A 23,340-nucleotide genomic window follows, 5' to 3' on the forward strand; every position below is an offset into this window, starting at 1 on the left:
ATCAAGCCCTGTTCGCCCTGCAGGGGCGACGTTATTCCATCGTGGATAACGGCGTGAAAGGTGCCGACAGTTCGGCCTTGCCGGTTGCCTTGTCCATCACGCAGATCATCCGGTCCTGCGCGTCGCCGGGATAGGCCACCGTCACCATGGCGAGGCCATAGTTTTCGGACCCGAACGGGTTGACCTCGATGGTCAATTCGCCGCTCTCGGGGACCTCGGCCAGCTCCGAGCAACGCTCGCGGACCTGTTCGCGAAACTCCTCCCAGGCCTCGTCGGAGGATGCAGAGGCGGCGTCCGCGATCATCCCGCCTGCCAGCAATATAGCCATGGTCCTGAATATCATGCCCTAACCCGTCCCGCATATGTTTCGACGATTTCCGGATACGGAACCTGTATCCCACCCCTGCCGGAAACGCATCAGGGAACGCATGAGCACCTTCGCGGGTTCTGTCACAAACAGGAGAGGAGAGAATGATGTTCCCCCGCATGCTCCCGCTGATCGCCGCGGCATCCATCCTTGCCGCTTGCGAGTCGGGCGAAACCGTATCGAAACGCGTCTGCGATCCGCAGGCGCATCAGGCGCTGGTCGGCAAGAATATCGGCGAGGTGACGTTGCCGCGCGAATTGCCGCAGCGTGTCATCAGCCCCGGCGACATGGTGACCGAGGACTACAACCCGGCGCGGCTGAATATCTTCGTCGATGCCAAGGGCTGGATCGGGCGGATCAGCTGCGGCTGAGGCTCAGCGGCGTTTGCGCCGCTTGTTCCCGCCCCTTTGCCCGGCCCTGCCCGCCGTCGAGCGGCCGGATGCGTTGACCGCCGCCTCCGCCGCCGCCTCGACGGCGGATTGCCGGGCCAACGGGTCGTCGGCCACGGCCAGGTCAACCGCCTCAAGCCGCTTGATCTCGTCACGCAGCCGGGCGGCCTCCTCGAATTCCAGGTTCTCGGCCGCCTTGCGCATATCCCCCCGCAAGGCATCCAGATGGGCGGCAAGATTGGCCCCCACCATCGGCTTGTCGATCCCGGCGGTGATCCGCGACTGGTCGGTGTCGCCCTGCCACAGCCCGGCCAGCACATCCTCGACATTCTTGCGGACGGTCTGCGGCGTGATGCCGTGCTTCTCGTTATAGGCCATCTGCTTGGCACGGCGGCGCTCGGTCTCGGCAATGGCGCGTTCCATGCTGCCGGTGATGCGATCAGCATACATGATCACCCGCCCATCGGCATTTCGCGCCGCGCGCCCGGTAGTCTGGATCAGCGAGGTCTCGGAACGCAGGAAACCCTCCTTGTCGGCGTCCAGGATGGCGACAAGGCCGCATTCGGGGATATCCAGCCCCTCGCGCAGCAGGTTGATCCCGATCAGCACGTCGAAAGCGCCAAGACGCAGGTCGCGCAGGATCTCGATCCGCTCGATCGTGTCGATATCGCTGTGCATGTAGCGGACCTTGATCCCCTGCTCGTGCAGATACTCGGTCAGGTCCTCGGCCATGCGCTTGGTCAGGGTCGTCACCAGCGTGCGATAGCCCTTGGCGGTCACCTTGCGCACCTCGTCCAGCAGGTCGTCCACCTGCATCTCGACCGGCCGGATCTCGATCTGCGGGTCCAGAAGCCCGGTCGGACGGATAACCTGCTCGGTAAAGACGCCGCCGGTCTGGTCCATCTCCCATCTTTGCGGCGTGGCGCTGACAAAGACCGACTGAGGCCGCATCGCGTCCCATTCCTCGAATTTCAAGGGCCGGTTATCCATGCAGGAGGGCAGCCGGAAACCATGCTCGGCCAGCACCGACTTGCGCCGGAAGTCGCCGCGATACATGCCGCCGATCTGCGGCACGCTGACATGGGATTCATCTGCGAAAACAATGGCATTGTCGGGAATGAACTCGAACAGCGTGGGCGGAGGCTCGCCCGGCGCGCGCCCGGTCAGATAACGGGAATAATTCTCGATGCCGTTGCAGACGCCGGTTGCCTCCAGCATCTCCAGGTCGAAATTCGTCCGCTGCTCCAGCCGCTGAGCCTCCAGCAGCTTGCCCTCGTCCTGGAATTGTTTCAGGCGCTGCTGCAATTCGGCCCGGATGCCCTTGATCGCCTGCTGCATGGTCGGGCGCGGGGTGACGTAATGGCTGTTCGCATAGATGCGGATCTGGCGGAAATTGTCGGTCTTCGAGCCGGTCAGCGGATCGAACTCGGTGATCGCCTCCAACTCGTTGCCGAAGAAATCGAAGCGCCACGCCCGATCCTCCAGGTGCGCCGGCCAGACCTCGACCAGATCGCCGCGCACCCGGAAGCCGCCGCGCTGGAACGACCCGTCGAGGCGGCGATATTGCTGCGCCACCAACTGCCCCAGGAACTCGCGCTGGTCATAGCTGTCGCCCACCACCATGTCCTGCGTCATCGCCGAATAGGTCTCGACCGAGCCGATGCCGTAGATGCAGGACACCGAGGCCACGATGATCACGTCGTCGCGTTCCAGCAGCGCGCGGGTGGCCGAGTGGCGCATCCGGTCGATGGCCTCGTTGATCTGGCTTTCCTTCTCGATATAGGTGTCCGAACGCGGCACATAGGCCTCGGGCTGGTAGTAATCGTAATAGCTGACGAAATATTCGACTGCGTTTTCGGGAAAGAAGCCCTTGAACTCGCCGTAAAGCTGCGCCGCCAGCGTCTTGTTGGGCGCAAGGATGATCGCCGGGCGCTGCGTTTCCTCGATCACCTTGGCCATGGTATAGGTCTTGCCCGTCCCGGTCGCGCCCAGCAGCACCTGGTCACGCTCGCCGTCCCGCACGCCCTGCGCCAGTTCGGCGATCGCGGTGGGCTGGTCGCCTGCGGGCTGGAACTCGCTATGCATGACGAAACGCTTGCCGCCTTCCAGCTTGGGGCGGGTCACTTCTGGAAAGCGCGCCGTGGGGGCGTTGGTGTTGTTATGGGCCATGAGCCTGATCCTGTCCGGGACGCCTCACAAGGTGAGCCCTCCGCATCGAAAGTCAACCGCCCCTGCTGACAAAACAGGTCAACAGGAAAGGCGCGGCCCTTTCTTCTTCAGCAAATGTCCCGGGGCCGCCAGGCGGATCGCGCCATTGGTTCAAGAGACCTGCCGGCGACAGGCAAAGCCCCGGTCAGCGCTTCAGTCTGTCCGGCTGCAACTCTGCCCAGCCTTCCCCGCCATCCAGTTCATCGGCCAGTATCTCCGCCGTCACCGGGCCAAGGGTAAAGCCCTGATGGCCGTGCCCGAAATGCGCCCAGAGATTCGGCTGCTCCGGCACCCGGCCCACGACCGGCAGCATGTCGGGCATGCAGGGCCGCCGCCCGGTCCAGGGCTCGGCCTCGACCGGGTCGCCGATGTCGAACAATTCCCGCGCCCCTTGCTCGGCATGTTTCAGTTGCGGCGGCGCGAGGCGCGGATGGCGGGTCAGTTCGGCGGCGGTGGCGATCCGCAGGCCGCGGCGCATGGGCGAAGTCACCATCGAATTGGCGAAATCCGCGATCGGATGATGCGGCGGCGTCTCCATGTGGAAATGCCGGTGATAGCCGCGCTTGTAGACCATCGGCACCTTCAGCCCGTAACGCGCCAGCATCATCGGAGACCACGGCCCAAGGGCGATCACGGCATGCTCCGCCTCGGCCTCATCGGCGATCCATGCCGCGCCCTTGCGGTGCAGATCGCCGGCATCGCCATTGATGATCCGCCCGCCGCGCTTTTGGAACAGCGCCGCGTAAGCCGCCACGAGCCCACCGGGATCAGAGCAGTTCCAACTGTCAGACCAATGTGTTGCACCGGCAATCTCGATCTTGATCGAAGGTTCGAGTGCGCGCAATTCCTTGCCGTCAAGAAGTGTCGCCTCGACCCCGAACTCGGTCAGGAAGCGTGCGGCCGAAGCCCGCGCCTTGTCCATCTGCGCCGGGGTCCGGTGCAGTTCGATATAACCATTGCGGCGGATGATATTGTCGGCCCCCGCCGCCTCGATCAGCGGGCCATGCCGCTCGGTCGATTGCCGGATCAGTCTGCCCCAGACCTTCGAGGCCCGCTTATGCGCGGCAGGCAGGGAATTCCGCGCATAGGCCAGAACCGCCCATGCCTGATCCAGCAGGCCGGGAATGTTCCATTTCACGTCATAGCCGCGCCCCAACGCGATCTGCAAAAGCGCACCGGGGGCCAGCGGCATGGCATAGGGTTCGACCGCCTCGGTCTGGATCAGCCCGGCATTGCCATAGCTGGTCTCGCGCCCCGGGGCGTTGCGGTCGACAATGGTGACGTCATGCCCGCGGGCCTGCAACGCCAGCGCCGAGCTGACGCCGACCATGCCCGCACCCAGAACCAGAATCTCGGCCATGCCTGCCTCCTTGATAAGCTCGTATCACGGATGCAGATTCCCATCGCCTGCGGCAAGAAATATCGGGCAATCTTCGGCATCTGCCCAAAAATTTGCAAGATTCAGGCGAAAAGCTCGCGGCAAAAGCTCAAAGCTTCGACAAGAGCATCCACTTCCTCGACGGAATTATACATCCCGAAGGAGGCGCGGGCGCTGGCGGTGATTCCATAATGCTCCATCAGCGGCATGGCGCAGTGGGTGCCCGCGCGCACCGCGATACCGCGCTTGTCGAGAATGGTCGAGAGGTCATGCGCATGCGCCCCCTCCATGGTCATGGAGAAGATCGCCCCCTTGTCCGGCGCATCGCCCTGCACGCTCAGCCAGTTCAATTCGCGCAGCCGGGCGCGGGCATGGTCGCGCAGCACGCGCTCATGCGCGGCGATATTCTCCATGCCGATATCCATCATGTATTCCAGCGCCGCGCCCAGCCCGATCTGGTTGACGATGCCGGGGGTGCCCGCCTCGAAGCGCAGGGGCGGATCGGCATAGGTCACCTCGTCCCGGGCAACGGTGCGGATCATGTCGCCGCCGCCCATGAAGGGGCGCATCTCGGCCTGCCGCTCCGCCCGGATCCAGATCGCGCCCGATCCCGAAGGGCCATAAAGCTTGTGCCCGGTGATGCAGTAGAAATCGACGCCAAGCGCCGACAGATCGACCGGCATATGCACTGCCGCCTGCGACCCATCGACCAGCACCGGCACATCGGTCCCGCGTGCGATCGCTCCGACATCCACGATGGTGCCGGTCACGTTCGACATATGGGTGACGGCGATCAGCCTGGTCCTTGGGCCCACGGCCTCCAGCACCTTGGCGGGCGGCAGGCTGCCATCGGGTTCGGGCTCGACCCATTTCAGCACCACGCCCTGACGCTCGCGCAGGAAATGCCAGGGCACGATATTGGCGTGATGCTCCAGCACCGACAGCACGATCTCGTCGCCCGGCTGCAGGCGCGGCGCCGCCCAGCCATAGCTGACCAGGTTGATCCCCTCGGTCCCGCCCGAGGTGAAGATCACCTCGTCCTCGCGCGGGGCGTTCAGGAAGCGGGCGATGATGGCGCGCACGCGCTCGTAATTCTCGGTGGCGAGGTTGGACAGGAAATGCAGCCCGCGATGGACATTGGCATATTCGTCCTCGTAGGCGCGGGTGATCGCCTCGATCACCTGCCGGGGCTTCTGGGCGCTGGCGCCATTATCCAGATAGACCAGCGGCTTGCCATTCACCTGCCGCGACAGGATCGGGAAATCGGCGCGGATTTTCACAAGATCGAAACTCATTGCGGCACCTCGGGGAAAAGACCAAAGCTGGCGGCCAGCAGGGAAAGGACGAAGCCCACGGCGAAAGCGGTGCCGACCAGGCCGAGGAAAACCTTGATTCCGCTGGTAAAGCCGTGAAGCGCCTTGGTGAACTGCACGGTCAGCCAGAAGAACAGGGCGATGGCGAGGACACCCAGAATGCCCGCCACTCCCGGCAGGATCAAGGTGGCGGCGATCTGCACCGCCTGCACCAGCAGCAGCACGACCTCGATCCAGACGGTCAGCAGCAGCGCGTCCTCGAACCTGCCATGGCCGCCGAACATCCGCCCGACCCCGGCCATCAGCCCGGCGGCCAGCAGCACCGCCACCAATTGCATCCCGGCCAGCACCATGGGCTGCGAGGTCACCGCCAGCACCGGGACATTCCCGGCCTCACCCTGCGGCAAGGGGAACAGTTGCGAGGACAGCCATGCAAGCAGCGCCGAAACCGACACCGCCAGAAGCAGCGCCATCCAGCGGGCCGAGACCGGCAAGCCCGTCCCGATCAGCGCCGTTGCCGCGGCTTCGGGGTTGCGGAAGGTCAGGCCGATCAGCGCCTTGAAATCATCGAAACTCATGCTCGCCTCGCCAGCGCCGCGATCCCGGCACCCCATATCATCAGAAAGCCGACCCCCGACAGCGCCCGCGTCAGGGTCAGGGCCGCGCCCGGCCCCACCAGTCCGGCGACCAGCCCCGCCAGCAGCACCGCAGGCGCAGCCGCCAGAAGCGCCCAGAACAATGCCAGCCGCGAATCCTCCTGCGTCAGCCGCCATGGCGTCAGCCGCGAAAGCAGCGACAGCAGACCGGCGACAGCATAGGCGATCAGCGGCATCAGGAACATGACCGCCAGAAGCGAGCCGCCCATCCGCGCCTCGAAGGGCACCGACGGATCCAGCGCCGCGGCCCGCGCATGCATCGGGGTCTGCGCGATCAGAAAGATCAGCATCGCCGCCATCAGCACCACCAGCTTGACCCGCTCGGGCATCGCGGCCAGCCCGCGCACCACCCGGCGCGGGGCCCACCAGCTTTGCAGGATGCGCGGCAGCATGCCGCCCCCGGCACCGGAACGGTGCGTCACTGATTGCCGTGCCGGGTCAGCCACGCTTCCAGCCGATCGTTGATTTGCCCCCGCAGCACCTCGTCCTCGATCTCCTCCAGCGCGTCGGCAAGGAAGGACAGCACCAGGAAAACGATGGCGCGATCCCTCGGCACCCCACGCGAACGCAGATAGAACAGCGCGGTCTCGTCAAGGGCGCCGGTGGTCGAACCATGCGAGCATTGCACGTCGTCGGCATAGATCTCCAGTTCCGGCTTGGCCAGGAACTGGCTGCGCTCGTCCAGAAGCAATGCCTGGCTGATCTGGTATCCATCGGTCTTCTGCGCGCCGGGCTTGACAAGGATCTTGCCTTGGAACACGCCCTCGGCGCCGTTCTTCAGCACCTTCTTGAAGACCTGCCGGCTTTCGCAGCGCTCCGCCCCGTGGGTCACGAAAACCGTGTCGTCATGGTGGAACGCGCCGACATTGCCATCGCCCAGCACCGCCGCCGCGATATGGGCCACGGCATCGTCGCCGGTAATATCGATAAAAGCCTCGTGGCGCATCAGCGTGCCGTTGACCGACAGCGCAAAGCTTTTCAGCTGCGCCTCTGCCGCGACCCGCGCAAACAGATGCGCGTTGCCCAGCTTTTGATGGCCCGCGCGCTTTGCAGCGATGTAGTGCAGCCTGGCACCCTTGGCCAGATCAGCCTCGATCACGCCATTCGAGCGCGCCCCGGCCATGCCGGTTTCCAGCAGGGTCAGTTCCGCACCCTCCTCGACGCGGATGACGTGATGCCAGGTCGCATCGGCATCCTCGCGCGCGCGGCGGTGGATGATATGGACCGGGCGCGACGGCTTTGCGGTCACGCGGATCAGGACACCATCCTGCGCCGCCGCGGTGTTCAATGCGGCGAAAGGACGCTTGACCGGATTCTGCCCGGAAGCTTCAAGCACGCCGTAAAGCCCCTTGGCCCAGTGATCTGCACCGGTATCGGCCTGCGCCAGCGTGTCGATCTCGATCCCTTCCAGCGACAGGTCATCCGACTCCGCCGCATCGAAGGCACCATCCACGAAAACCAGCGTCAGGCGCGGCAGATCCAGAAACAGCGGCGAATCCGGTTCCCGGGCCTCGATCGGGATGGGCTGCGGAACGGGCGCGTTGAAGGGCCGAGGATCGGTATAACGCCAATACTCGTCGCGCGGGCCGGGCAGCCCCATCTCGCGCAGACGCGCGAGCGCATCGGCCCGGGCGCCCGCCGTAAATCCACCCTTGGGCAGTGACAGCGCATCCAGCCGCGCCTGAAGCGCATCGACCGGTTTGGGCGCACCGCTGACCTGCGGCGTCACGTCTTTGGTCTGAACTGCGGCCTCGGACATCAGCCGGCCTCCGCCAGCAGGTCGCCATAGCCCTCATCCTCGACCTGCAGGGCCAGGTCCGGACCACCGGTCTTCACGATTCTGCCATTCGACATGATATGCACCACATCGGGTTGAATATGGTTCAGCAGGCGCTGGTAGTGGGTGATGACCAGAAAGCTGCGGTCGGGCGAACGCAGCGCATTCACCCCATCGGCCACCAGCCGCATCGCGTCCACGTCAAGCCCCGAGTCGGTCTCGTCCATGATGCACATGCGCGGCTCCAGCATGGCCATCTGCAGGATCTCGTTGCGCTTCTTTTCGCCGCCCGAGAAGCCCACATTGACCGGGCGCTTGAGCATCTCCGCATCGATCTGCAGTTCCGCCGCCTTCGCCCGGATCGCCTTGAGAAACTCGCCCGAGGAGATTTCCTCCTGCCCGCGCGCCTTGCGCTGCGCGTTCACGGCGGTGCGCAGGAAGGTCATGTTGCCGACGCCGGGGATTTCGACCGGGTATTGGAAGGCAAGAAACAGGCCGGCGGCAGCCCGTTCCTCGGGCTCCATTTCCAGCAGGTCCTCGCCATCCATGGTCGCCTCGCCCTCGGTCACCTCGTAGCCGTCGCGGCCCGAAAGCACATAGGAGAGCGTCGATTTGCCCGAACCGTTCGGCCCCATGATCGCATGGACCTGGCCGGCCGGGACCTCCAGCGAGAGGCCCTTGAGGATCTGCTTGTCCTCTTCTTCCAGTTTCACATGCAAATTATTGATCTTAAGCATTTTATACCTCAATCGATGGTGACGGCGGTGCCGGAGGCCGACACCATCAGCATATTGTTGATAACCTCGTAGTCGAGATCGACCCCGACCACGGCATTGGCGCCCAACGTCACCGCGTATTCCTGCATCTCGGCAAGCGCCGTCAGGCGCGCCTCGGCCAGCGCGGTCTCGTAGGCGCCCGAACGGCCACCCACGATATCGCGGATACCGGCAAAGACATCACGGAAGACATTGGCCCCGATGATCGTCTCGCCGGTTACCACGCCATGATAGGCGGTGATCTTGTGGCCTTCGATATTCTGTGTAGTGGTGACGATCATGCTGATCCTCTACTTTTGCGATATATGTAACCCACCGAGGACACTGCCCGCTATCCAGCCGCCTTAACCGGCAAAAACTCGACATACTCGGTAACCGCGTCATCCGTAACTTCTTTGCGCGCCAGCAGTATATCGAGGCAACGAAGCGTAAGACTGAAGCTGGAGAACGTCGTATCGGCAAGGATTGCCAAATGTTTCAGCCTTTCGCTTTCCATCTCTTCGAGTGCCAGAAGATCCCGTATGAATACGGCATCTCCATCAACCAGTTGTCTTTTCTGCTTCGGTATAGGCCTACCTCTGCCACTAGATGAATTTACCGGAACAGCAGTAAAGTGAAGGAAGGTATGCAGAAAGTAACCCAAGCCTCTCAGCATCGCCATCTGCTCATCCAGTAGTGGCTGATTCTTGTATATTGGTATTGCCGCAATCTCGGTCACAACTGCGACCGCATTTTTCAGCTTGTCTGTTCCCCCGGCGAAAACCGCCTGTTCTCCGCCCTGCACATCAATTTTCAATAGATCGAAATCCGGCAATCCCTCGATATCATCGAGTCTGCTTGTATTCAGCCTCACCGTTTCGACAACCTTCGTTGCCTGATGCCAGCGACCAAGATATTTGAAGGCCGCCGGGTTCGGTTCGAGCAGTGACGTAAAGCCCCTACTCTGGCAAACATTCAGTTGTTTTTGTCCACCGCTGCCGACAGCCTCACAAAAATAATGCTCATCCTCTCCGCAATCCGCTACAAGCTTGTCGAACGCAGCTTTTTGGGGTTCAAACCCCCATATTTCGCAGCCTCCCACTGCTCGCAGCGCACCATATGGAGGTTGGTTAACAGGGTTGGCGCCAATATCGACGATACGTGTCTTTCGCTCCGGAGCCAGCATGGCCAGAAGGTGCTTGATCCGTATTTCGGACCTGTCCTCGCGCCCAATATCCATCATCCAACGCTGCCTTCCAGCGAAATGGCCACCAGCGACTGCGCCTCCATGGCGAACTCCATCGGAAGCGCCTGCAGGACCTCGCGGCAGAAACCGTTGACGACCAGTGCCACAGCCTCTTCCTCGTCCATCCCGCGAGAGCGGCAATAGAACAGCTGGTCGTCATCGACCTTGCTGGTCGTCGCCTCGTGCTCGACGCGGCTGGAGGTGTTCCTGACCTCGATATAGGGCACCGTATGCGCGCCGCATTTGTCGCCGATCAGCAGGCTGTCGCATTGCGTATAGTTGCGGCTGTTCGTGGCGCGCGGATGCATGCTGACCAGCCCGCGATAGGTGTTTTGCGCCTGCCCCGCCGAGATCCCCTTGGAGACGATCCGCGAGCGGGTATTCTTGCCCAGATGCACCATCTTGGTGCCGGTATCGGCCTGCTGGTAGTTGTTGGCGATGGCGATGGAATAGAACTCGCCCTGGCTCTCGTCGCCGCGCAGAATGCAGGACGGATATTTCCAGGTGATCGCGGAGCCGGTCTCGACCTGCGTCCACATCACCTTGGCCCGCGCCTCGCGGCAATCGGCGCGCTTGGTGACGAAATTGTAGACGCCGCCCTTGCCCTCCTCGTCGCCGGGGAACCAATTCTGGACGGTGGAATATTTCACCTCGGCGTCTTCCAGCACGACGATCTCGACCACGGCGGCATGCAATTGGTGGGTGTCGCGCTTGGGCGCGGTGCAGCCTTCCAGGTAGCTGACATAAGAGCCCTTGTCGGCGATGATCAGCGTCCGCTCGAACTGGCCGGTATTCTCTGCATTGATGCGGAAATAGGTGCTCAGCTCCATCGGGCAGCGCACGCCGGGGGGCACATAGACGAAAGAACCGTCGGAAAAGACCGCGCTGTTCAGCGTGGCGAAGTAATTGTCCGATTGCGGCACGACCGAGCCGAGATATTTCTTCACCAGCTCGGGATGCTCGCGAATCGCCTCGGAGATCGAGCAGAAGATCACACCGGCCTTCGCCAACTCGTCCTTGAAGGTGGTGCCCACGCTGACCGAATCGAAAACCGCGTCGACGGCGACCTTGCGGCCTTCGGCGGGCGCATCGCCCGCACCCTCGACACCGGCCAGGATCATCTGTTCCTTCAGCGGGATGCCCAGCTTTTCATAGGTGGCCAGCAGCTTGGGATCGACCTCGTCCAGCGATTTTGGCTTTTGCTCCATGCTTTTCGGGCGGGCATAGTAATACTGGTCCTGGTAGTCGATCTTGGGATAGTGCAGCATCGCCCATCCCGGCTCCTTCATGGTCAGCCAGCGGCGATAGGCTTCCAGCCGCCACTCGGTCATCCATTCCGGTTCCTCGTTCTTTTCCGAGATCAGGCGGACGATATCCTCGTTCAGCCCCTTGGGGGCATAGTCCATCTCGATCTCGGTATCCCAGCCATATTTGTAACTGCCCATGTTCTGGACAGTCTCGACCGTTTCGCGGTCCACACCTTCGCGAACGTCAAGATCGGTGGTCTCGGTCATCTCTTGTCCTTCCTCGGAGCAAGCGGCAGCTTACCCATTCCTATCGCGCCAGCGTGAATACGCGGTTTCCCACGCATCCGCAAATCGGTTCATCTGATCCCCGTCCAAAGCCGGACTTATCGAGATCCGGATCGCGGACTGCGCCTGCGCGTCGTCAAAACCCATCGCCTGAAGCGTCCCGCTGGCCCGGATTTTGCCCGATGAGCAGGCCGAGCCCGCCGACACGGCAAAACCCGCAAGATCCATCTGCATGACCTGCGTTTCACCCTTCCACCCCGATGTAAGAAGGCAAGTGGTGTTCGGCAAGCGTTTACCGGCTTTTCCGACAATAATGGTTTCCGGGGCCACAGCGGCCAGCCGCGCCTCCAGCGCATCGCGGCGGGCGGCAACCTCTTCCCACAGCCCGGCTTCCAGATCGCTCTGCGCGGCCTCGGCGGCGGCGGCGAAACCCGCGATGCCGATCAGGTTCTCGGTTCCCGCACGGCGGCCCTGTTCCTGTCCGCCGCCGCGAATCCTTGCGAGGATATCGGTGCCCTTCCTCAGGACCAGCGCCCCGATACCCTTCGGGCCACCCAGCTTATGCGCACTGACGAAACCCGCCGTCACGCCCAGCCAGTTAAAGGCGAAGGGAATCTTTCCGAAACCCTGGGTCAGGTCGCTGACCGCCAGCCCCTCGGGCAGATCCTGGATCACGCCGGTTTCGCTATTGGCAAGCTGCAGGGCGGAACGGCCCGGATCGGCAACCATCACGGCACCGTCGCGATCGACCGGCAGGGAGGTCTCGCACCATGCCTTGACCGCGTCATGCTCGACCGGAGCGCAGGCCATGCCGTATTCGGCCAGCACCATCGCCGCCGCCTCGGTCGCGCCAGAGGTGAACACGATATCCGCCCCTTCGGCCCCAAGGGCGGCGGCAATACGTTCGCGGGCCCGCTCCATCGCCATCTTGGCCGCACGCCCCTCGGCATGGACCGAGGAGGGATTTCCCGCGACATCCATCGCCTCGACCATCGCCGCCCGCGCTTCGGGGCGCAGCGGCGTGGTGGCGTTCCAGTCAAGATAGACCCGGCTCATCAAAGCGCATCCGCGATGGCTTCGGCCAGCCGCCGGGCCACCTCGTCCTTGCCCATGCGCGGCCATGCCTCGACACCGTCCGGACGGATCAGCGTGACCGCGTTCTCCTGCCCGCCCATGATCCCGGTCGCGGGGCTGACATCATTGGCGACGATCCAGTCGCAGCCCTTGCGCTTGCGCTTGGCGGCGGCGTTTTCGACCACGTCATGGGTTTCCGCCGCGAATCCCACGACCAGCGCGGGCCTGCCCCGCTCCAGTCCGCTTATCCAGGCCAGGATATCGGGGTTCTCGGCCATCTCCAGCGCCGGAGGATTGCCCGAACCGTCCTTCTTGATCTTCCTTTCCACCGCGTTGGTGACACGCCAATCGGCCACCGCCGCCGCCATGACGGCGGCATCGGCGGGCAGCGCGGCCTCAACGGCGTCGCGCATCTGCCGGGCCGTCTCGACCCGGATGACATCGACGCCATCGGGCGGCGGCACACTCGCCGGGCCGGTGACGAAGCTGACCTTTGCGCCCAGATCGCGCAGCGCCCCCGCGATTGCCGCCCCCTGCGCACCCGAAGAGCGGTTGGCGATATAACGCACCGGGTCGATGGGCTCATGCGTCGGCCCCGAGGTCACCACCACATGCCGCCCCAACAGCGGACCCGGCATCACCCGCGCTTCCGGCATCGGCTTGAGGGGAGCATCCAGCGCCTCGCGGATCGCCACCATGATCGCCTCGGGCTCGGCCATCCGGCCCGGTCCGAACTCGCCGCAGGCCATGTCGCCCTCGTCCGGGCCGACGGTCAGGATACCATCATCGCGCAAAACGGCCAAGTTGCGCTGCGTGGCCGGGTGGTTCCACATCCGCACATTCATCGCGGGCGCGATCAGCACCCGCTTGTCGGTGGCCAGCAGCAGGGTCGAGGCAAGATCGTCGGCCAGCCCCTGCGCCATCTTGGCCATCAGATCGGCCGTCGCCGGCGCGACCACCACCAGATCGGCATTGCGGGAAAGCTGGATATGCCCGATCTCGGCCTCGGTCGAGATCTCGAACAGCCCTTCATGCGCCGCCTCTCCGGCCAGCACCGAAAGCGTCATCGCCGTGGTGAACTCGGCTCCCGCCCGCGTCAGCACGGGAGTCACCGCCATGCCCTCGGCCCGGATCAGCCGAATCAGCTGCGGCAGCTTGTAGGCAGCGATACCGCCGCCGATGATCAGAAGGATACGCTTGCCGTTCATGTCGCCCCCAGGTTCTTTTCGACAGATAGCGATGCAGCCCGCAAGCCGCAAGAAAAGCCGTCGATTAACCAGTTCTTAGCCGCCATCCTCCATGCTCCCCCGGGGAATGCAGCAGGGGGCATGATGGTCGCAATCGCCTATTCGGTCGCCTTCGAAGGGGTCGAGGCGCGCCTGGTCGAAGTGCAATGCTCGGTTACCGCCGGGCTGCCGGGCTTTGCCGTCGTGGGTCTGCCCGACAAGGCCGTGAGCGAGGCGCGCGAACGTGTCAAGGCCGCCTTCGGCGCATTATCCATCGCCATGCCCAGCAAGCGGCTGACGGTGAACCTGTCCCCCGCCGACATGCCGAAAGAGGGTTCGCATTTCGACCTGCCCATCGCTCTGGCGATCCTCGCCGCGATCGAAATCGTCCCGGCCGAGGAACTCGCCCGCTGCGTCTGCCTTGGAGAGCTGGCGCTGGACGGGCGGCTGGTGCCGGTCGCCGGCGCCCTTCCCGCCGCCGTGACCGCGGCCGAGGACGACCGCGCCCTGATCTGCCCCCGCCCCTGCGGCGCCGAGGCGGCATGGGTCGAGGCGGTGCCGGTCCTCGCCCCGGCCACGCTGCGCGACGCGGTCGATCACCTGACCGACCGCCGCCCGCTGGCCCGCGCCACCCCCGGCATGGCCGGCGATCCTCCGGTCACGGGCTGCCTGTCCGAGGTCAAGGGACAGGAACGCGCCAAGCGTGCCCTCGAAATCGCCGCCGCGGGCCGCCATCACCTGCTGATGGCCAGTCCGCCCGGCGCGGGGAAATCCATGCTCGCGGCCCGCCTGCCCGGCCTGATGCCCCCCCTCACCCCGGCCGAGGCGCTGGAGACCTCGATGATCCACTCTCTCGCGGGGATGCTGAAGGATGGCGGCATCTCGCGCCTCGCCCCGTTCCGCGAGCCTCATCACACCGCCTCGATGCCGGCCATCGTCGGCGGCGGACGCGGCGCCAAACCGGGAGAGATCAGCCTCGCCCATAACGGCGTGCTGTTCATGGATGAATTCCCCGAGTTTTCCCGCCAGGTGCTGGAAACCCTGCGCCAGCCCATCGAGACGGGCGAGGTCACCATCGCCCGCGCCAATGCGCATATCCGCTATCCCTGCCGCTTCCTGCTGATCGCCGCTGCCAATCCCTGCCGCTGCGGTCATATGGTCGATGCGGGGCGGGCCTGTTCGCGCGCGCCGGTTTGCGGCGCCGAGTATATGGGCAGGATCTCCGGGCCGCTGATGGACCGCTTCGACCTGCGCCTCGACCTTCCCGCCGTCGGTTTCCACGAACTGGAACTGCCCGGCAGCGGGGAAAGCTCGGCCATCATCGCCGCCCGTATCGCGGCTGCCCGCGCCATCCAGGCCCGGCGCTTTCGCGATCATCCCCGCCTGCGTGTCAATGCCGACGCCTCGGGCACGATCCTCGACGAAATCGCCGGCCCGGACGGGGAAGGCCGCGACCTCATCGTGAAAGCCTCCGAACGTCTTGGCCTCACGGCGCGGGGCTATCACCGTATCCTGCGAACCGCCCGCACCATCGCCGATCTCGATGGCTCTGAAAACGTCCGCAAGCCACATCTGGCCGAAGCGATCAGCTATCGCCTGCCCTTCGTCGCAGGAGGCTGAAATCCGTTTTCAGACAGGCGACAAGCATGCGGGCGGCTCCCTGTCCCGCCAGCCCCATAAAGCATTTTCAGGAAAAGTGGATACCGGTTTTCCGTCCGAAAATGCGTATAAACAAAAGATTGCAGCATTTCGGCGTTTCAGCGAAAAGCCGGAATGCTGTAAGGGCAGCAGGCGAACACATAATCCCGCATCAGCCGCTCCACCGCCGCAAGCGCCAATTCGCGCGCCTGCGGGGCAAGCCTTCCGGCCCGGACATCGGCATAGGAAGCCCCCAGATATTGCCCGACCAGGGTTTCGGGAAGCGCGCGCTCGCCCAGCAGCGCGAAAAGCTCCTTCACCGCCCTTTCGGCCCTCGGATCCGGCCAGTAATAGCGAATACGGTCGCTATAGGAAAAATGCCGCTGCAGCGCACGCTCGGCATCTGCACCATGATAATAGCGGTCCCAGCTCCCCGGTGCGTCCAGCATCACAGCCTCCATCACCGCGCGCAGGGTCTGCGGCCGCTGGCCCGGAAACAGCTCTTCGGCGATCGCGTCCAGACCGTAGAGCGCCTCGCGCAGCACGAAGGTCAGGCCGGGGCCGACCTTGAGGATCGCGAATCCATCCCGCACCAGCGAGGCGAGGGCGTCGCGCGTCTGGTAATCCGTCGAATGCGCCTCGAAAACCACCCCCGGCATGCCGCCCAAAGTGGCGCTCAGCCCCGCCGCGGCACCGGGGTCGTAATCGATGACATTGTGGTTGCCGAACTCCACCCCCGGCTGAACGACCAGCCCGACGACGCGGTCGAAGGCTCCGGCCAGCCCTGCCGCGTGAAAGGCGTCACGATGCACCGAAAACGTCGCCTGTGCGGCATCCGGGCCGGTCACTTCAAGGGCTTCGATCTCTTCCATCGCGCCGCCCGGAATCGGGACCTCGGTGCCAATGATATAGACCGGCGCCACGCCGCCCGCAGGCCGCGCCGCCTCGGCCGCGGCCGCCAGACGCGCGGCACGCACCGCCGTTTCGGCATCGTCCAGCGCGGCCGGCTCGCCCGCGCAGCCCATCGAGCAATCCAGGTGCAGCTTGCTGAACCCGGCACCGGCATATGCGCGGATCATGGTTTCGGCCTTTGCCATCGCCTCCTCGGCGGGCAGGTGCTTCCACGGGTTCGGGCCTAGATGGTCACCGCCAAGGATCAACCGTTCCAGCGGAAAATCCATCCGCCCGGCGATATCTTCAACGAAGCGGCGAAAATCCGCAGGAGTCATGCCCGTATAGCCGCCATCCTGGTTCACCTGGTTGCAGGTGGCCTCGATCAGCAGCGGCAAAGGCGTCGGCGCGATGCAACGCATTGCGGCCTCGATCACCAGCGGATGCGCGGTGCAGATCGAGGGAATACCCGAGGGACCGGGCCGGTCGCGCCAATCCGCGATGGAATGCAAGGGATTTTCGCTCATGACCCGGTCCTTTCCCGTTCCGCCAGCAATTCGTCCAGTTCCTCGCGCGTCGAGCTGCCCTCCATCGGTCCAAGCCGCGTCACGGCCCGCGCCCCGGCGGCATTGGCATATCGCAGGGCCTGCCCCGGCTCGGCCCCCGCCAGCCAGAAGCTCAGGAAAGCGCCGCCGAAACAGTCGCCCGCGCCTGTCGGGTCCACCTCGTCAACGGCGATGGGGTGCGCATCCTCTCGCAGACCATCCTGGAACAGGCTCGCGCCCTGCCCGCCGCGCTTCACGACGATGGTGCGGATTCCGCGTTCCAGCAATGCCCGGATCGCCCTGTCCTCGTCATCCGTCCGCTCGAACAGGAACAGTTCTTCTCCCGAGGGCAGGAAGAGATCCGTCATGCCCAGCACCTCCTCCAGCGCCTCGCGCAGGCCGGGCGCATCGAGGATCTCGGGGCGAAGATTGGGGTCGAAGGAAATCGTGCCGCCGCGCGCCTTGATCCGGCGGGCGGCATCCATGACCATCCCGCCCAGCCCCGGCGCGGAAAGCGCGGTTCCCATGACATGCATGTGACCGCAGCTTTCGATCAGCGCCTCGGAGGCAGCGGTGGGCAGCAGATTGCCGCAGGCGCTGTGACGGATATTATAGACGAAGGCGCGGCTGCCATCGGCGCGGTAACGCACGAAGGCGCTGCCCGTGGTTTCACCCGGGGCCGTCTCGATCCCGGAAACATCCACGCCGTCGGCCGCCAGCCGCTCGATATTCAGCCGCCCGAAATCGTCGCCGCCTACGCGCGAGACGATGGCGCAGGGCGTGCCCAGCTTGCCCAGCTGGTCGATGAAGATCGCCGGCGCGCCAGAGGGGAACGGCCCAACCAGGGGCTGCGCCTGCAGGAAGCCGTCGCCCTTGGTGGTGGCCACGATCTCGACAAGAATTTCACCGATCGTCAGAACCTTGCGCATTCATCACCCCGCCGCCTTGCCGCCCCCGCATTCGTCCCGGCGGTGGTTGCCGGATCACTAGCCCGATTTTTTACTCGCGTCAATTTTGGCGAAGTGCCGGGAGCATGGAATCCGGGCACGGCCGGGCAATTTCAGCCCAGCCATCACGACCCGCCGCGAAATCCCGCGCGAAACAAGGGGCCGCAGGCCCGCGCCCGGCTGCGCCGCAATCCGCACCATGGCTCTACACGGGCCGCAAATCCCTTGCACAACGCCCCTTCACGCCCCATCTTGCCTTTCATGCAGATACGCGCCCTGACCCTTGCCGCATTCCTGACCCCGGCCCTGTTCGCCGCGCCGGTCCTGTTTGCCCAAGACGATTCCGAACCTTGGCAGCCGCCCATGCAGGACAGCCCTCCGGCGGAAAGCGCACCGGAAGAGGACGGGACCGACCTGATCGGGCGCGGCGTGGGCATCCTGATGGAAAACTTCTTGCGCGATGTCGGCCCGGAACTGGGTCAGCTCGGTCAGGACATGTCGGGCGCGCTGTCCGACATGGCGCCGGTGCTGAAGGATCTCAGCGTTCTGGTCGACGACCTGCGCAATTACGAGGCGCCGGAGCGGCTGGAGAACGGCGATATCGTCATCCGGCGCAGGGCGGATGCGCCACCGCCGCCGCCGATCGGGGATAACCTGCGCGACTTCACCGCCCCCGAGGATCACCCCGCGCCATCGGTGCCGCGCGATCCGGACGCCCCTGAAATCGACCTCTGATTGACGTCGGCGATCAGGCGGCGATGGCGCCGGGCCTCGGCGGTGATTTCCTCGAAACGGGTAATCCCCTTCGCCTCCAGCGCCGGGATCAGCCGCAGGAAAATCTCTGCCGTCGCGGTGGCGTCCCCCATCGCGGTATGGCGCAGCCCGGGCGCAATGGCGACGCCAAGGCGCTCGGCCAGCGCGTCCAGCGTATGCGGCACCGCACCGCCCCAGACCATGGCGGACAGCAGCACCGTATCCAGCACCCTGTTATCGAAATGCACCCCCGTTCCCGGCCCGGCAGCGCGAAGCATCCCCATGTCGAACGGGGCGTTATGCGCGACCAGCACCGCGTCCTCGGCAAAGTGGTGAAATGCGGTCAGCGCAGCGCGCATATCCGGGGCCTCTGCGGCCATCGCATCGGTGATGCCGTGGATCGCGACCGCGCCGGGCGGGATCGGACGGCCCGGATTGACCAGAGTCTCGAAACGCTCGCCCGTCAGCCGCCCCCGGGCGATCCTGAGTCCGGCAATCTGCACGATCCGGTCGGAAGCCTCCAGCCCGGTCGTCTCGGTGTCGAACACCACGCAGGTCAGATCGGCCAGCCGGGACGATGCCGCCCCACGGGCCGCCAGCGCGAAATCATAGGTCAGCCCCGCCGCGTCAAGCCGGTCGGGCACAAGTTGCAGCGGCAGGACAAGGCACGGCCCGTCCTGGCTGTTTTCCGGCCAGACGCCAGTGCCATGTGCCGCGAGGATATCGGCGCCGGTCAGGCCGGGTTGCCCGGGGTCGGGGGCCTCCTCCAGCCAGCGCTCCAAACGGGCCATCGGCACGGCTTCCCCCTGCCATTCAAGGCGCAGGTGCAATTCCCCGTCCTCGCGGCGAAGGCGCAGATGCGGCCGTGCGCCGCCATCGCGCAGCCTCGCGTCCAGCCGGCGCAGCAATGCGTTCATCGCGCCGGCCTCGGCCAGAACCGACAGCCGCGGCGGATCGCCATCGACCGCCAGCCCCGCCACCAACTCGTTCAGCCCCGCCCGCGCGGCAGGTCCTTCGCCGGTGAACGCTTCGGACAGCTGCCTTGTCGCTGCGGCCAGCCCCTGCCCCTCGTCCCGGATCGCCCTTGCCAGTGCGGGCGGGATCGGCCCGTCCAATGCGTCCAGCATCGGAACCAGCGTCGCGGCATGGCGGCGGAGCGCCTCAAGCGCGTCATGGGGTGGCGGGCGGCTCGCGGCCTGATCGCGCAGGATCAGCAGGATATCCTCTTCGATCCGGCGCATGCGGCCCGACAGCCGCACGCCTTCCGGGGTCAGGCAGACAAGATCGGTCGCCTCCGCTCCGGCGGCCAGGCGCGCATCCGCAGCCTCGATCGCGCCGGGGGCGATATGGCGCTGGATCGGCCGGTCCAGCGCCAGCCCCGGCAACAAGCGTGCCGCCGAGGCATTGTAGAACACAACCCGCCCACCGGAATCGGTCATCACCGCGGCCGCGCCGAAATCGGCCAGGATCGATTCCAGCCGTGCCTTCTCGCGGATCAGGTCGGCGGCATGTTCGGCCACCGCCTCGGACAATGCCTCGGCATTATGCGCCCGAGCCTCGGCAGCGTCATGTGCCGCCGGGCCAAGATCGCCGAGGTAACGCGCCTGTCCGGAATCGGGGATCCGCCCGGTCCGCAAGGCCCCTGCCAGCCCGTCGATGGGACGGGCGAAATGGCGGTCGAACAGGAACCAGACCGCGGCAATCAGCGCCAGGATGCCAAAACCCGCGATCACCCCGGCCTGCAGCATCGGGTCCAGCGCCTCGCGCGGCGCGACCCCATTGCCAAGCAGCCGCCGCGCGCCCACCCACAGCGCCAGCCCGATCACCACCAGCGCAGCAACCGCAAGCCCTGCAAAGATCAGCAGGACGCGCAGCCGCAGGCCGATCCCCCGGGTCATTCCCGCTCCAGCAGCCTTGCCATCTCGGCCCTGAGCTCGGACAGTTCGAAAGGCTTGGCGATGAAACCGTCGGCACCAAGCGCCAGCCCCTTGCGGCGCTCGACCACCGAGCCCCGCGCGGTCATCATCAGCACCCGGACGTCCTTGAGCGCCGGATCGGCCCGCAGATCCTGCACGATCTGGTAGCCCGAGACATCCGGCAGCATCACGTCCAGCAGTACCAGGTCGGGCCTTTCCGCCCGGATCTGATCGACCGCCCCGGCCCCCGTCGCCAACCGGGAATGGCTGTGCCCGTCCCGCGACAGCAGGAAATCAAGCGCGATGGCGATATTGTCCTCGTCCTCGACCACCAGGATCTCGGCCATCACCCGCCCTCCCCCTCGCATACGACGCCAAAGGCCGGATCCGTGGTCTCGGCCTTCCGCCATTCCCCGCCCGCAACCGAGAACATGCCCTTCGCGCAATCGAAATCCTGTGGCACGATCCGGGTGGGACCGCGCCGCTCGATCAACATGATCCTGGCCCGCTTCACGCCTTCCCCGGTCTCGCTGATCTGCCCCGGATCCAACGTGGCAAAGCGAACCACCACCGGCGCAAGATAGGTCCACGGCGCCCATGGCTGACTGTCATGCCCGATCGCCAGCAATTCCGCCCCTTCGGGCAGTTGCTGCCTGGCGCGATCGAACCATGTGTAATCGTTCCACACCGAGTAACCGATCATCGACAGCCCCACCCCGGCGGGCAGGATCCATCGCGGGGGCGAGAACCCGGCCTTGCGGGCCGCATGCATCGCCGCAAAGAGCAGCGCGGCCACCCCTATCCCCACCGTGATCGCGGCGACAAGCTCGAAACCCATACCGGTCATCCCAGCAATCCTTTCCCATGGCCCGCGGCCGATTGCATGCCGCGCACGACGACGAAAGCATCACGCAGATGGCTGCGCTCGAAATCCGGCAGATCGGCGGGCGAAAGGTAATTGTCAGGCGCACGCCCCGCGCGGATCAGGTCGGCCTGGTTGTCCAGCCGCATCGTCTGGATCAGGTCATAGGCCGCGATCAGGTCGCGTGCGCCGCTGCCCGAGATCACGCCCTTGGCCTCGGCATCCTGCAGCCGCGCGCGCGTATTCACCGGCGTCAGCCGCCCCTGCAACGCATAGATCCGCGCCAGGTCGATGACCGGCACGACCCCGTTATGCTTCATGTCGATATGGTCGCGGTGCTCGCCATGCCGGATCGTCGCGAAACCGCCGATCAGCCCCAGGGGCGGACGATGCTTGAGCGAATTGGACAGCATATGCGCCACGAAGATCGAGTTCTTCTCGGCCTGCTCCAGCGTCTCGACCTGCAATCCCGCCAGCAGCGAGGTCTCTCCGCCGATGCCGCGCAGATCGAACATCACCGAGGCCAGCATCTGTGCCTCCGGGTCGGGGGTGGCGATCCAGTCGCGGAAATATCGGCGCCAGACATCGCGCGGCTGCCGCCAGCGCGGGTTGGTCGCCATCATGTCGCCGGGGCAATAGACGTAACCGCATTCGTTCAGCCCGTCGCTGACGAATCGGGCCAGAGCCTCGAACCAAGGTTCCGCCGGATCGGTCCCTTCGGCGAGGATCAGGCAATTGTCCTGGTCGCTCACCCCGGTCTGTTCCTGCCGCCCCTGGCTGCCGCAAGCCGCCCAGAGATACGGCGCGGGGGCCGGCCCAAGCTCCGCCTCGGCCATTTCGAGCAGGCGGCGGGTCACCGCATCGGCGATATCCGAGATCATCCGCGTGATGACCTCGTGCCGCTGACGCGCCCGGACCAGCTGCACCAGCAGGTCGGGGATCCGGGCGGCCGTCTCGGCCATATCGGCCACGCTGTCCGCCTGCGCGATGTCGCGGACCAGCCCGCTGGCCGAGATCGCCTGCACCCGGGTCAGGTCGGTCTGGCTGATCATGCCGACGAAACGCCCGTCCTCGACGATGGGCAGATGCCCGATCCGGCGCTCCAGCATGATGTTCAGCACATCGTAGCCAAGCGCCGTGGGCGGCAACGTGACCGGATCGGCGGTCATCACCTCGCTCACCGGCATGCGCATGTCGCGGCCCTCGGCCACCACGCGGTTCGACATGTCGCGGATCGTCACCAGCCCGATCAGCCGTTCGCCTTCGGTGATGCCGAGGCTGCTGATCTGCGCATCGCGCATCATCCGCGCCGCCTCGATGACCGTTGTGTCGGGAGAGCAGCTTTGCGGGCGGCGGTTGAGCAACTCGCCCACCTTCAGCAATGCCACGTCCCCGGCGCGCAGCATCGCCCCGCCGCCCCGGTCGAAGAACCGCGCAACCGGGCGCGAAACGGCGATCAGGCGTGTCAGCTCGTCCCGCGGCAGCATGAGAATCACCGCCTCCCCGACCGCCCGGGCCGAAGTCACCGCCCTGCCGTCACGCAAGAGCCCCCGTTCGCCGAACGAGTTGCGCGGCCCAAGCTCTGAGACCGACTCGCCATTGCGGTCGGCGACATGGACGGTCCCGCTCTCGATCAGGAACAGGCCGGGCAACAGCTCGCCATGCCGATAGATCGCGGCACCCGCCGGATAGCTCCTGCGGCTGAAGGAGGCGGCGACCCGCGCCAACTCGTCCCGCGGCAGGCTGTCATAGGGGTGAACGGTGGAGATGAAATCAGAGATCCCGGACATTCTTCACGACCCCGCTGAAATGCGCCGGAAAGGTAGGAAAAGCCTGTTCCTTCTTCTTCATGCAAATATCCCCGGGG

At 65.3% G+C, this 23,340-nt stretch carries 22 protein-coding genes; 3 read left to right on the forward strand and 19 right to left on the reverse strand.

From position 1 onward, the window contains the following. Positions 1–31 precede the first annotated feature (31 nt). Positions 32–328: a hypothetical protein gene (locus tag C9E81_RS06710; protein WP_208021124.1), complete on the reverse strand. Its 297-nt coding sequence runs from the start codon at positions 326–328 to the stop codon at positions 32–34. Positions 329–471: 143 nt separating this feature from the next. Between C9E81_RS06710 and C9E81_RS06715 the strand changes: the two genes are divergently transcribed. Beyond that, complete coding sequence (locus C9E81_RS06715; protein ID WP_122111526.1) at positions 472–738, forward strand: I78 family peptidase inhibitor; 267 nt, start codon at positions 472–474, stop codon at positions 736–738. Positions 739–741: 3 nt separating this feature from the next. On the opposite strand, the gene uvrB is transcribed toward C9E81_RS06715, so the two are convergent. From uvrB to coaBC, 12 genes are all read right to left on the reverse strand, one after another. After that, positions 742–2,925: an excinuclease ABC subunit UvrB gene (uvrB, locus tag C9E81_RS06720; protein ID WP_122111527.1), complete on the reverse strand. Its 2,184-nt coding sequence runs from the start codon at positions 2,923–2,925 to the stop codon at positions 742–744. A gap of 184 nt (positions 2,926–3,109) precedes the next feature. After that, complete coding sequence (locus C9E81_RS06725; protein ID WP_122111528.1) at positions 3,110–4,324, reverse strand: NAD(P)/FAD-dependent oxidoreductase; 1,215 nt, start codon at positions 4,322–4,324, stop codon at positions 3,110–3,112. 101 nt (positions 4,325–4,425) lie between these two features. Continuing rightward, positions 4,426–5,637, reverse strand: coding sequence for a cysteine desulfurase (locus C9E81_RS06730; protein ID WP_122111529.1), 1,212 nt, complete (start codon positions 5,635–5,637; stop codon positions 4,426–4,428). Next, complete coding sequence (locus C9E81_RS06735) at positions 5,634–6,233, reverse strand: Yip1 family protein (RefSeq protein ID WP_122111530.1); 600 nt, start codon at positions 6,231–6,233, stop codon at positions 5,634–5,636. Before C9E81_RS06735 ends, C9E81_RS06730 begins: the two co-directional genes overlap by 4 nt. Continuing rightward, entirely contained in the window at positions 6,230–6,703 is a 474-nt protein-coding gene (locus C9E81_RS06740) for a hypothetical protein (RefSeq protein WP_122111531.1), read from the reverse strand. Before C9E81_RS06740 ends, C9E81_RS06735 begins: the two co-directional genes overlap by 4 nt. 26 nt (positions 6,704–6,729) lie before the next feature. Next, positions 6,730–8,070 (reverse strand): SufB/SufD family protein, encoded by a 1,341-nt coding sequence (locus tag C9E81_RS06745; protein ID WP_122111532.1) that lies wholly within the window; start codon positions 8,068–8,070, stop codon positions 6,730–6,732. Next, entirely contained in the window at positions 8,070–8,825 is a 756-nt protein-coding gene (gene sufC, locus C9E81_RS06750; RefSeq protein WP_122111533.1) for a Fe-S cluster assembly ATPase SufC, read from the reverse strand. The genes C9E81_RS06745 and sufC overlap by 1 nt, the downstream gene beginning before the upstream one ends. Positions 8,826–8,833: 8 nt before the next feature. Then, on the reverse strand, positions 8,834–9,145 hold the full coding sequence (locus tag C9E81_RS06755; RefSeq protein WP_122111534.1) for a heavy metal-binding domain-containing protein: 312 nt from the start codon (positions 9,143–9,145) through the stop codon (positions 8,834–8,836). A gap of 50 nt (positions 9,146–9,195) precedes the next feature. Beyond that, complete coding sequence (locus tag C9E81_RS06760; RefSeq protein WP_122111535.1) at positions 9,196–10,086, reverse strand: FkbM family methyltransferase; 891 nt, start codon at positions 10,084–10,086, stop codon at positions 9,196–9,198. Beyond that, positions 10,083–11,603 carry a Fe-S cluster assembly protein SufB gene (gene sufB / locus C9E81_RS06765; RefSeq protein ID WP_122111536.1) on the reverse strand — a complete coding sequence of 507 codons (1,521 nt, stop codon included), beginning with the start codon at positions 11,601–11,603 and terminating at the stop codon, positions 10,083–10,085. The genes C9E81_RS06760 and sufB overlap by 4 nt, the downstream gene beginning before the upstream one ends. Positions 11,604–11,633: 30 nt before the next feature. Beyond that, a complete protein-coding gene (locus C9E81_RS06770) occupies positions 11,634–12,677 on the reverse strand; it encodes a cysteine desulfurase family protein (protein WP_122111537.1) in 1,044 nt (347 codons plus the stop codon). Then, a complete protein-coding gene (gene coaBC, locus C9E81_RS06775) occupies positions 12,677–13,903 on the reverse strand; it encodes a bifunctional phosphopantothenoylcysteine decarboxylase/phosphopantothenate--cysteine ligase CoaBC (protein WP_122111538.1) in 1,227 nt (408 codons plus the stop codon). The genes C9E81_RS06770 and coaBC overlap by 1 nt, the downstream gene beginning before the upstream one ends. Before the next feature lie 123 nt (positions 13,904–14,026). Between coaBC and C9E81_RS06780 the strand changes: the two genes are divergently transcribed. Then, on the forward strand, positions 14,027–15,541 hold the full coding sequence (locus tag C9E81_RS06780) for a YifB family Mg chelatase-like AAA ATPase (RefSeq protein ID WP_122111839.1): 1,515 nt from the start codon (positions 14,027–14,029) through the stop codon (positions 15,539–15,541). A 137-nt stretch (positions 15,542–15,678) separates the two neighbouring features. Here the strand turns inward: C9E81_RS06780 and C9E81_RS06785 are convergent, their stop codons facing one another. Beyond that, the gene (locus C9E81_RS06785; protein ID WP_122111539.1) at positions 15,679–16,977 is read right to left on the reverse strand and encodes a D-tagatose-bisphosphate aldolase, class II, non-catalytic subunit; all 1,299 of its coding nucleotides are present in this window, start codon (positions 16,975–16,977) and stop codon (positions 15,679–15,681) included. Continuing rightward, positions 16,974–17,924 (reverse strand): tagatose kinase, encoded by a 951-nt coding sequence (locus tag C9E81_RS06790; RefSeq protein WP_122111540.1) that lies wholly within the window; start codon positions 17,922–17,924, stop codon positions 16,974–16,976. Before C9E81_RS06790 ends, C9E81_RS06785 begins: the two co-directional genes overlap by 4 nt. A 279-nt stretch (positions 17,925–18,203) precedes the next feature. Between C9E81_RS06790 and C9E81_RS06795 the strand changes: the two genes are divergently transcribed. After that, positions 18,204–18,677, forward strand: a complete 474-nt coding sequence (locus C9E81_RS06795) for a hypothetical protein (RefSeq protein WP_243698537.1) — start codon at positions 18,204–18,206, stop codon at positions 18,675–18,677. Here C9E81_RS06795 and C9E81_RS06800 read toward each other — a convergent pair. Genes C9E81_RS06800 through C9E81_RS06815 form a run of 4 tightly spaced genes read right to left on the reverse strand, consistent with a single transcriptional unit; the run spans position 18,623 to position 23,263 of the window. Then, positions 18,623–20,593: a 3'-5' exonuclease gene (locus tag C9E81_RS06800; RefSeq protein WP_122111541.1), complete on the reverse strand. Its 1,971-nt coding sequence runs from the start codon at positions 20,591–20,593 to the stop codon at positions 18,623–18,625. The genes C9E81_RS06795 and C9E81_RS06800 overlap by 55 nt on opposite strands. Beyond that, on the reverse strand, positions 20,590–20,958 hold the full coding sequence (locus C9E81_RS06805) for a response regulator transcription factor (protein ID WP_122111542.1): 369 nt from the start codon (positions 20,956–20,958) through the stop codon (positions 20,590–20,592). Before C9E81_RS06805 ends, C9E81_RS06800 begins: the two co-directional genes overlap by 4 nt. After that, a complete protein-coding gene (locus C9E81_RS06810) occupies positions 20,958–21,458 on the reverse strand; it encodes a hypothetical protein (protein WP_122111543.1) in 501 nt (166 codons plus the stop codon). The genes C9E81_RS06805 and C9E81_RS06810 overlap by 1 nt, the downstream gene beginning before the upstream one ends. Then, entirely contained in the window at positions 21,455–23,263 is a 1,809-nt protein-coding gene (locus tag C9E81_RS06815; protein WP_122111544.1) for a DUF294 nucleotidyltransferase-like domain-containing protein, read from the reverse strand. Before C9E81_RS06815 ends, C9E81_RS06810 begins: the two co-directional genes overlap by 4 nt. Between the last annotated feature and the right edge of the window lie 77 nt (positions 23,264–23,340).

Source organism: Paracoccus alkanivorans, assembly GCF_003697785.1.
Lineage (GTDB): Bacteria > Pseudomonadota > Alphaproteobacteria > Rhodobacterales > Rhodobacteraceae > Paracoccus > Paracoccus alkanivorans.

What these genes read in the sequence shown, in the direction of transcription:
- C9E81_RS06715 (WP_122111526.1), top strand. Translation starts at nt 472, where the DNA reads ATGATGTTCCCCCGCATGCTCCCGCTGATCGCCGCGGCATCCATCCTT.
- C9E81_RS06730 (WP_122111529.1), bottom strand. Translation starts at nt 5,637, where the DNA reads ATGAGTTTCGATCTTGTGAAAATCCGCGCCGATTTCCCGATCCTGTCG.
- C9E81_RS06795 (WP_243698537.1), top strand. Translation starts at nt 18,204, where the DNA reads ATGCAGATACGCGCCCTGACCCTTGCCGCATTCCTGACCCCGGCCCTG.
- C9E81_RS06770 (WP_122111537.1), bottom strand. Translation starts at nt 12,677, where the DNA reads ATGAGCCGGGTCTATCTTGACTGGAACGCCACCACGCCGCTGCGCCCC.
- C9E81_RS06805 (WP_122111542.1), bottom strand. Translation starts at nt 20,958, where the DNA reads ATGGCCGAGATCCTGGTGGTCGAGGACGAGGACAATATCGCCATCGCG.
- C9E81_RS06760 (WP_122111535.1), bottom strand. Translation starts at nt 10,086, where the DNA reads ATGATGGATATTGGGCGCGAGGACAGGTCCGAAATACGGATCAAGCAC.
- C9E81_RS06725 (WP_122111528.1), bottom strand. Translation starts at nt 4,324, where the DNA reads ATGGCCGAGATTCTGGTTCTGGGTGCGGGCATGGTCGGCGTCAGCTCG.
- C9E81_RS06740 (WP_122111531.1), bottom strand. Translation starts at nt 6,703, where the DNA reads ATGCTGCCGCGCATCCTGCAAAGCTGGTGGGCCCCGCGCCGGGTGGTG.
- C9E81_RS06790 (WP_122111540.1), bottom strand. Translation starts at nt 17,924, where the DNA reads ATGCGCAAGGTTCTGACGATCGGTGAAATTCTTGTCGAGATCGTGGCC.
- C9E81_RS06745 (WP_122111532.1), bottom strand. Translation starts at nt 8,070, where the DNA reads ATGTCCGAGGCCGCAGTTCAGACCAAAGACGTGACGCCGCAGGTCAGC.
- C9E81_RS06815 (WP_122111544.1), bottom strand. Translation starts at nt 23,263, where the DNA reads ATGTCCGGGATCTCTGATTTCATCTCCACCGTTCACCCCTATGACAGC.
- sufC (WP_122111533.1), bottom strand. Translation starts at nt 8,825, where the DNA reads ATGCTTAAGATCAATAATTTGCATGTGAAACTGGAAGAAGAGGACAAG.
- C9E81_RS06810 (WP_122111543.1), bottom strand. Translation starts at nt 21,458, where the DNA reads ATGACCGGTATGGGTTTCGAGCTTGTCGCCGCGATCACGGTGGGGATA.
- uvrB (WP_122111527.1), bottom strand. Translation starts at nt 2,925, where the DNA reads ATGGCCCATAACAACACCAACGCCCCCACGGCGCGCTTTCCAGAAGTG.
- C9E81_RS06735 (WP_122111530.1), bottom strand. Translation starts at nt 6,233, where the DNA reads ATGAGTTTCGATGATTTCAAGGCGCTGATCGGCCTGACCTTCCGCAAC.
- C9E81_RS06710 (WP_208021124.1), bottom strand. Translation starts at nt 328, where the DNA reads ATGGCTATATTGCTGGCAGGCGGGATGATCGCGGACGCCGCCTCTGCA.
- coaBC (WP_122111538.1), bottom strand. Translation starts at nt 13,903, where the DNA reads ATGAACGGCAAGCGTATCCTTCTGATCATCGGCGGCGGTATCGCTGCC.
- C9E81_RS06755 (WP_122111534.1), bottom strand. Translation starts at nt 9,145, where the DNA reads ATGATCGTCACCACTACACAGAATATCGAAGGCCACAAGATCACCGCC.
- C9E81_RS06780 (WP_122111839.1), top strand. Translation starts at nt 14,027, where the DNA reads ATGGTCGCAATCGCCTATTCGGTCGCCTTCGAAGGGGTCGAGGCGCGC.
- C9E81_RS06800 (WP_122111541.1), bottom strand. Translation starts at nt 20,593, where the DNA reads ATGACCCGGGGGATCGGCCTGCGGCTGCGCGTCCTGCTGATCTTTGCA.
- C9E81_RS06785 (WP_122111539.1), bottom strand. Translation starts at nt 16,977, where the DNA reads ATGAGCGAAAATCCCTTGCATTCCATCGCGGATTGGCGCGACCGGCCC.
- sufB (WP_122111536.1), bottom strand. Translation starts at nt 11,603, where the DNA reads ATGACCGAGACCACCGATCTTGACGTTCGCGAAGGTGTGGACCGCGAA.